At 66.2% G+C, this 7,932-nt stretch carries 7 protein-coding genes; 6 read left to right on the forward strand and 1 reads right to left on the reverse strand.

What is annotated here, in order from left to right:
* A partial coding sequence (gene ppk1, locus VLA96_14965; protein HSE50506.1) for a polyphosphate kinase 1 occupies window positions 1–1,526 on the reverse strand: 1,526 nt, incomplete at its 3' end.
* 229 nt (window positions 1,527–1,755) lie between these two features.
* Here ppk1 and pstS point away from each other — a divergent pair.
* The 6 genes from pstS (at window position 1,756) to phoU (ending at window position 7,894) form a co-directional block, all read left to right on the forward strand.
* Window positions 1,756–2,760, forward strand: coding sequence for a phosphate ABC transporter substrate-binding protein PstS (gene pstS, locus VLA96_14970; protein ID HSE50507.1), 1,005 nt, complete (start codon window positions 1,756–1,758; stop codon window positions 2,758–2,760).
* A 47-nt stretch (window positions 2,761–2,807) separates the two neighbouring features.
* Complete coding sequence (locus VLA96_14975; GenBank protein ID HSE50508.1) at window positions 2,808–4,406, forward strand: putative porin; 1,599 nt, start codon at window positions 2,808–2,810, stop codon at window positions 4,404–4,406.
* Window positions 4,407–4,526: 120 nt separating this feature from the next.
* A complete protein-coding gene (gene pstC / locus VLA96_14980; GenBank protein ID HSE50509.1) occupies window positions 4,527–5,519 on the forward strand; it encodes a phosphate ABC transporter permease subunit PstC in 993 nt (330 codons plus the stop codon).
* Complete coding sequence (pstA, locus tag VLA96_14985) at window positions 5,516–6,370, forward strand: phosphate ABC transporter permease PstA (protein HSE50510.1); 855 nt, start codon at window positions 5,516–5,518, stop codon at window positions 6,368–6,370. Before pstC ends, pstA begins: the two co-directional genes overlap by 4 nt.
* Window positions 6,371–6,386: 16 nt before the next feature.
* Window positions 6,387–7,199: a phosphate ABC transporter ATP-binding protein PstB gene (gene pstB, locus VLA96_14990; GenBank protein ID HSE50511.1), complete on the forward strand. Its 813-nt coding sequence runs from the start codon at window positions 6,387–6,389 to the stop codon at window positions 7,197–7,199.
* Entirely contained in the window at window positions 7,196–7,894 is a 699-nt protein-coding gene (phoU, locus tag VLA96_14995) for a phosphate signaling complex protein PhoU (protein ID HSE50512.1), read from the forward strand. The genes pstB and phoU overlap by 4 nt, the downstream gene beginning before the upstream one ends.
* The last annotated feature ends 38 nt before the right edge of the window (window positions 7,895–7,932 follow it).

A 7,932-nucleotide genomic window follows, 5' to 3' on the forward strand; every position in this document is an offset into this window, starting at 1 on the left:
GGCGCGACCAGCAGGCCGTCGTAGTCGCCGCGCTCGGAGTAGGCGGTGAGGAAGTTGAAGACGGAGTGCACGGCCTGGGTCACGACGGAGTCGGCCGTCATCATGCTCATGTCGGTGTAGAGGCGCGCGGTCGTGGGATTGTAGTTGCCGGTGCCGAGGTGAGCGTAGCGGCGGATGGAGCCGTCGTCTTCGCGGCGCACGACGAGCGTGGCCTTGCAGTGGGTCTTGAGTCCGACCAGGCCGTGGAAGACCTGGACGCCGGCGTCTTCGAGGTCGCGCGCCCAGCGGATGTTGGAGGCCTCGTCGAAGCGGGCTTTCAGCTCGACGACCGCAGTGACTTCCTTGGCCGCGGCGGCGGCGACCAGGGCCTCGACGATGGGTGAGTTCTCGTTGGTGCGGTAGAGCGTCTGCTTGATGGAGAGCACCTGGGGGTCGCGCGCGGCGCACTCGATGAACGAGACCACCGACTCGTAGGAATCGAAGGGATGGTGGAGCAGGAGGTCGTGCTGGCGGATCTCCTCGAACAGGTCGCGATTCTTGCCGGTGAGGTGCAGCTCGCGCGGGACGAAGGTCTTGAACTTGAGGTCGGGCTTGTCGGCCTGGCCGTAGATGTTGAATAGGCGGGAGAGATTGACGGGACCCTCGGTGGGGAAGATCTGCCAATCCTCGAGTTCGAAGTTGGCGCGCAGGCGCTCGACGATCTCCGGGGCGGCGTCGGCGTCGATCTCGAGCCGGACGGCGTCGCCCTTGCGACGGTTATGCAGCTCGGTGCGCACGGCCTCGAGCAGGTTGCGCGACTCCTCTTCCTGCAGATAGAGGTTGCTGTTGCGCGTGACGCGGAAGGAGGCGGCCGAGGTGATGTCGTAGCCGCGGTACATGGAAGCGGCGTGGGCGGTGACCAGGTCGGCGAGGAAGATGAAGTCGATGGTGCCGGAGTCCGAGGGCACGCGGATGAGGCGCGGCAAGCTGCGCGGGACGGTGACGACGCCGAGATACGAGGTGGAGGAGCGGCGGCGGCGGCGCAGCTGGAAGGCCATGCACAGCGCCTTGTTGAGCACGCGCGGGAAAGGGTGCGCCGGGTCGATGGTGACGGGAGTGAGCAGGGAGTCGAGCTCGCGCCGGCAGTAATCCTCGACAAAGGCGCGTCCCTGGTCGTCGAGCTCCTCGAGCCCCAGGACGCGGATGCCGTTCTCCGAGAGCGCGGGGCGGAGCCGCTGGTTCCAGCAACGGTATTGCGCGTCCACGAACCCGCGGACCTCTTCCAGGACCAGGTCACGCTCCTGCGAGGGCGTGAGGCCATCGGGGCCGGGCTCGTCGTAGCCGTCCTCGATCTGCTGCAGCAGGCCGGCGATGCGGACTTCCCAGAACTCATCGAGATTGTTGGCCGTGATGGCCAGGAACTTGGCGCGCTCGAGCAGGGGGTTGGCGCTGTCCTCTGCCTCTTCGAGCACACGACGATTGAAGGCGAGCCAGGAAAGCTCGCGGTTCAGGTAGAGCGTCGGGCTCTTGAGCGAGACGGGAGACATGGCCGTGTGCGTGGAAGCTGGGGAGATGATGCTAAATGAAGGCGGGTTACAACGGTGTTAAAAGTCACGCACAGGGGTGCGCCGGCTCACGTCCCGCTAAGTTCAATATTCACAAGAAGTTAGCTGGCGGCTCGGGGCGCCAGGTTTCACCGGAATTTCACCCGCTATTAACGCTCCTTTAACACTCGGAGGCTACAAAGCAGGTAGTCACGAGTCAGGAGGAGCAACCTTGAAACGCACGATCGTCTACTTGCTGCTGGTGGTCGCATTCGCGGCTGCGAGCCCCGCGCAGACCACGCTCAACGCCGCCGGCGCCACGTTCCCCTATCCGATGTACTCGAAGTGGTTCAACGAATATCGCAAGGCCCATCCGAACGTGCAGATCAATTACCAGTCGATCGGCTCGGGTGGCGGAATCCGGCAGGTCATCGCCGGGACGGTGGACTTCGGCGCCAGCGACGGGCCGATGACCGACCAGCAGTTGTCGCAGGCGAAGACGAAGATCCTGCACATCCCGACGGTGCTGGGCGCGGTGGTGCCGGCGTACAACGTTCCGGGCGTGAAACAGGAGCTGAAGTTCTCGGGCGAGCTGCTGGCCAATATCTTCCTGGGCAAGGTCAACAATTGGAGCGATCCGGCGATCGCGAAGCTGAACCCGGGAGTGAACTTCCCGAGCCAGCCGATCGTGGTGGTGCACCGGTCGGACGGCAGCGGGACGACCTTCATCTGGACCGACTACCTGTCGAAGGTGAGTCCGGAGTGGAAGAGCGGGCCGAACAAAGGGACGTCGGTGAAGTGGCCGGTGGGCCTGGGCGGCAAGGGGAATGAAGGCGTGGCGGGGATGATCCGCATCACCGAAGGCTCCATCGGGTACGTGGAGCTGATCTACGCGGAGCAGAACAAGATCGCATACGGGTCGGTGAAGAACGCGGCGGGCGAGTTCGTGAAGGCGAGCCTGCCATCGACCACGCAGGCGGCGGCCTCGGTGAAGAACATGCCGGCGGACTTCCGCGTGTCGATCACCAATGCGCCGGGGAAGGACGCGTATCCTATCGCGAGCTTTACCTGGCTGCTGGTGCCGGTGCAGTTCAAGGACAACAAGGGCGGCATCATGAAAGACTTCCTGACCTGGATGCTGGACAGCGGGCAGGGCATGGCGCAGCAGCTGACCTACGCGCCGCTGCCGAAGGAAGTCTCGGACAAGGTGCGGGCAACGATCTCGCAGATCCGGTAAGGGCCCGGGGAATCCCGACAGAGACCACAGACGAGAGAGGCTGAACCATGAGCAGGTTCTGGAGTGGAGTGTTGTTGATCCTCACGCTGACGGCCGCCATGAGCGCGCAGACAGCGACCACCAAGGCGTCGACGTCGAAGCGCAAGAAGACGACCAGCGTGGCGGACGAGCTGCGCGCGATGCGCGAGATGATGGAGCAGCAGCAGCAGCAGATCAACGCGCTGCAGCAGCAGATCCAGCAGCGCGATGCCGCGGTCCAGCAGCTGCAGCAGCAGGTGCAGCAGACGCAGTCGGCCGCGGGCGCGGCGCAGCAGACGGCGCAGAGCGCGGAGACGGCTTCGTCCTCGTCCAAGGAGACGCTCGACAAGCTGCAGTCGGACATGGCAGACGTGAAGACCACGCTCACCAACGGCGCGCTGCAGACGCAGGAGGAGCAGAAGCGCGTCTCGGGGATCGAGGGCACGCTGAACCGCTTCCGGTGGAATGGCGACGTGCGCGTGCGCGGCGAGTTCTTCTCGGACCAGGGCAATCCGCTGTGCGCCGCGGGGCAGTGCGTGGACCGCTGGCGGGCACGCGTCCGGGTGCGCCTGGGCCTGGTCGGCAAGCTGAACGAGGACTTCGTGGCGGGCCTGCGGGTGGCGACGGGCGCCATCACGGACCCGACCTCCACCAACGAGACGCTGACGAACGCGTTCGAGCGGAAGAACTTCTACCTCGATCAGGGCTACGTCACCTACAACCCCGTCAACCACAAGTGGCTCGTGCTGACCGGGGGCAAGTGGGTGTACAGCTGGAACCGCACGCCGGCAACGTTCGACTCGGACCTGAACCCGGAAGGCTTCAGCGAGAAGCTGAACTGGGAATTCAGCCACCGGCTGCTGAAGAACTTCAACTTCCAGCTGATGCAGCTGGCGTTCAACGAAGTTTCGAAGGGGACGGATTCGTGGGCGTCGGGCGGCTCGGTGAGCGCGAAGTTGCAGCCGTGGAGCCGCTGGACGGTCGTGCCCACCTACACGCTGCTGAAGTGGAACGGCGAGAACGCCATCACCGCGAACGGGTTCGGCGGGACCGCGCCGTTCGCGCCCAACGGGATGACGAACACCACGTTCACCGGCGGCACCTGCCCGGTGGCGCGCTGCTTCGCGTCCGGATTCTTCTATTCCAACTTCCTGCTGAACAACTCCTTCCAGACATGGTCGGACCGTTTCCCGCTGTACCTCAACGGCGAGTTCCTGCAGAACCTGGACGCGGCGAACAGCGAGCTCGACCCGGCGTTCGGCGCGGGCGCCTGCCACGGGAACATCTGCTTCTCGCCGCAGGACAAGGCGTACGGGGTGGAGATCGGCATGGGCCAGCAGAAGAACAAGGGCGACTGGCAGTTCGGGTACGAATGGCGGCGGCAGGAGGCGGATTCGGCCATCGCGTCGTTCACCGAGAGCGACCAGCGGGCGCCAACCAACATCGTGCAGAACCGCTGGTACCTGTTCTACAAGCTGACCAACAACACGCAACTGCAGTTCACGGACTGGATCGGCCGCACGCTCAACAGCGCGCTGGTGGGCGCCACCCGCGCCAACGGCATCGTGCCGGGCGAAGAAGAGCCGTACCTGAACCGGATGCAGTTCGACGTGGTCTACACGTTCTAGGGTCTGGAACGCAATGCGCGGCCCCGGTCTGCCCAGGCGAGGCGTGCCCAACCAGGCATGCCGGGCAGGCCGGCGCCGCTTTTCATCATCCTTTAACAATGCTTTGGTAGGGTCACGGTGATGTCGACGGCTCTTCCTGAGACCCTGCGCAGTGTCCCTCCGCCCGCTCGCCCCGCGGCGCGCGCCGGGTTCTGGAAGCGACTGGTGTCGGGCGACCAGGCGGCGTACCTGGTCACGATCGTGTTCGCGGCGTCCATCATCCTGATCACGGCGCTGCTGTTCTGGGAGCTGTTTCGGAGCTCGGCGCTGGCGCGCCATGAGTTCGGATGGAAGTTCTTCACGGGGCGCGACTGGGACCCGGTCGCCGGCAGTTTCGGCGCGCTGCCGTTCGTCTACGGGACGCTGGTGACCTCGGCGCTGGCGCTGGTCATGTCGGTACCGGTCGGGCTGGGCGCGGCGCTGTTCCTCTCCGAGCTGGCGCCGCGGCGGATGTCGGACGCGCTGACCTTCCTGATCGAGTTGCTGGCGGCGGTGCCGAGCGTGATCTACGGGCTGCTGGGGATCTTCGTGCTGGTGCCGCTGCTCAAGCAGTACGTGCACCCGCTGCTGGCGAAGACGCTGGGGTCGCTGCCCATCTTCTCCGGGACGTTCTACGGCGTGAGCTATTTCTCGGCGGGCGTCGTGCTGGCGGTGATGATCGTGCCGTTCATCGTCTCGATCTCGCGCGAGGTGTTGCTGGCGGTGCCGGCGGAGCAGCGCGAGGCGGCGCTGGCGCTGGGGGCGACGCGCTGGGAGTGCACCTGGCGCGTGGTGGTGCCGTTCGCGGGGCGGGGGATCGTGGGCTCGATCTTCCTGGCGCTGGCGCGCGCGCTGGGCGAGACGATGGCGGTGACGATGGTGATCGGCAACGTGCCCCAGATCGCGGCGTCGCTGTTCGCGCCGGGCTACACCATCGCGGCCGTCATCGCGAACGAGTTCACCGAGGCGACCGACGACCTGTACGTGCACGCGCTCATTTACCTGGCGCTGGTGCTGTTCCTGGTGACGATCATCGTGAACGCGGCGGCGCGGCTGCTGGTGCTGACGACCTCGCGCCGGGAGGGGCACGCATGAGAGGTCCCTCGATCACGCGCCGCCTCGTGAACGGCGGCATGGCGCTGGTGACTGGGCTGTGCGCGCTGCTGGTGGTGGCGGTGCTGTTCTTCATCCTGGGGTACCTGCTGTGGAATGGCGCGCGCAGCCTGAACTGGGCGTTCTTCACGCAGTTGCCGGCGCCGGTCGGCGAGACCGGCGGCGGGATGGCGAACGCGGTGGTCGGCAGCGTGAAGATGCTCGCCCTGGCGAGCCTGATCGGCGTCCCCATCGGATTCTTCGGCGGCGTGTACCTGGCGGAGTTCGGCCGCACCGGGTGGTTCGCGTGGCTGGTGCGCTATACCACCGACCTGCTCAACGGGGTGCCCTCGATCGTGATTGGCATCTTCGTGTACGCGATGGTGGTGCTGCCGATGGGACACTTCTCCGGCTTCGCGGGCGGTGTGGCGCTGGGGATCATGATGATCCCGATCGCGGTGCGCAGCACGGAAGAGTTCCTGCGAGCGGTGCCGGAGTCGCTGCGCGAAGGCGCGATGGCGCTGGGCGCGAGCAAAGGGAAGACGATCGCGACGGTGGTGGTGCCGGCGGCGATGCACGGCATCATCACGGGCATCATGCTCGACCTGGCGCGGGTGGCGGGGGAGACGGCGCCGCTGCTGTTCACCGCGCTCAGCAACCAGTTCTGGAGCCCGGGTTACTCGCAGCCGATGGCGTCGCTGCCGGTGATGATCTTCACGTACGCGATCGCGCCCTACGAAGACTGGCACCGGCAGGCGTGGGCGGCGGGCTTCGTGCTGCTGGCGGCGGTGCTGGCCACCAACATCCTGGCGCGCCTGATCATCGGACGCAGCCGCTACAAACCAGTCCACTGAGAAGACCATGAATGCGATGGCCAATCCGAAGATCCACCTGAAAGCACTGACGCCGGAAGCGGTCGAGCGGCAGGCGGCGCCTCCGCCGCACTTCAACATCACGGCGCTGAACTTCTTCTATGGCGAGACGCAGGCGCTGCACGACGTCACGCTGACGGTGCCGGAGCGCACGGTGACGGCGTTCATCGGGCCGTCGGGCTGCGGCAAGTCGACCTTCCTGCGCACGCTGAACCGGATGTACGAGAACCTGCCGCGCACGCGCGTGACCGGCTCGGTCACGCTGCACGGCGAGGACATCCAGGCGATGGACGCGACCGCGCTGCGGCGGCGGGTGGGGATGGTGTTCCAGCGGCCGAACCCGTTCCCGAAATCGATCTTCGAGAACGTGGCGTACGGGCCGCGGCTGGAGGGCGGGCTGAGCCGCGCCGCCCTGGCTGAGCGCGTGGAGCGCAGCCTGCAGCGCGCCGCGCTGTGGGACGAGGTCAAGGACAAGCTGAAGCAGTCGGCGCTCTCGCTCTCCGGCGGCCAGCAGCAGCGGCTGTGCATCGCGCGCGCGCTGGCGGTGGAGCCGGAGGCCCTGCTGCTGGACGAGCCGTGCTCGGCCCTCGACCCTATCTCGACGGCGAAGATCGAGGACCTGATGGGGGACCTGAAGCACAGCTGTACCATCGTGCTGGTGACGCACAACATGCAGCAGGCGGCGCGCACCTCGGAGTTCACCGGCTTTTTCCTGCTGGGGAAGGTGATCGAGTTCAACCACACGCAGGACATGTTCACTCATCCCTCGGACAAGCGGACCGAGGACTACATCACAGGCAGGTTCGGATGACGCGCACGAAGTTCCACCAGGGTCTCGACGACCTTCGCAGCAAACTGCTCGCCATGGGCGGCATGGCCGAGCTGGCCGTGGACCGCGCCACCGAGGCCTATCGCAAGCGCGATCCCAAGCTCTGCCAGGCGGTGTTCGATGGCGAGAAGACCATCAACGAGATCGAGCGCGAGATTGACGAGCTGGCGCTCGACTTGCTGGCGATGCAGCAGCCGATGGCGGTGGACCTGCGCTTCATCACGGCCGTCATGAAGATCAACGCCGACCTCGAGCGCGTGGGCGACCAGGCGGTGAACATCGCCGAGCGCGCCCTCGCCATCGTCAAGCAGCCGGACGTAGAGCTGCCGGTGGACATCCCGCGCATGGCCGCCACCGTGAGCGGCATGGTGCGCCGGGCACTCGAGTCGTTCCTCGATGGCAAGGCCGAGCTCGCCGAAGCCGTCCTCACCATGGACGACATCGTCGATCGCATGAACAAAGAGAACTACGTGCTGCTGGCGGAGAAGATGCGCAAGGACCCGGCCATCATCGGGCCCGCGCTGAATGCGCTGCTGGTCTCGCGCAACCTCGAGCGCGTCGCCGACCACGCCACCAACATCGCCGAAGACGTCATCTTCTGGATCAAGGGCGCCGACGTCCGCCACCACTCCGCCGAAGCCGCGGGCGACACCGGCACCGGGCCGCGCCTCGCCTAGATAAGGTGGGCGTCCCGCTTGAGGGACGGCCTTTTCCC

It is taken from the genome of Terriglobales bacterium (genome assembly GCA_035457425.1).
Classification (GTDB): domain Bacteria; phylum Acidobacteriota; class Terriglobia; order Terriglobales; family Acidobacteriaceae; genus JACPNR01.

Bases quoted from the DNA above. Each gene is read 5' to 3' on its own strand.
- VLA96_14975 (HSE50508.1), top strand. From the start codon at position 2,808: ATGAGCAGGTTCTGGAGTGGAGTGTTGTTGATCCTCACGCTGACGGCC.
- pstC (HSE50509.1), top strand. From the start codon at position 4,527: ATGTCGACGGCTCTTCCTGAGACCCTGCGCAGTGTCCCTCCGCCCGCT.
- pstA (HSE50510.1), top strand. From the start codon at position 5,516: ATGAGAGGTCCCTCGATCACGCGCCGCCTCGTGAACGGCGGCATGGCG.
- pstB (HSE50511.1), top strand. From the start codon at position 6,387: ATGGCCAATCCGAAGATCCACCTGAAAGCACTGACGCCGGAAGCGGTC.
- phoU (HSE50512.1), top strand. From the start codon at position 7,196: ATGACGCGCACGAAGTTCCACCAGGGTCTCGACGACCTTCGCAGCAAA.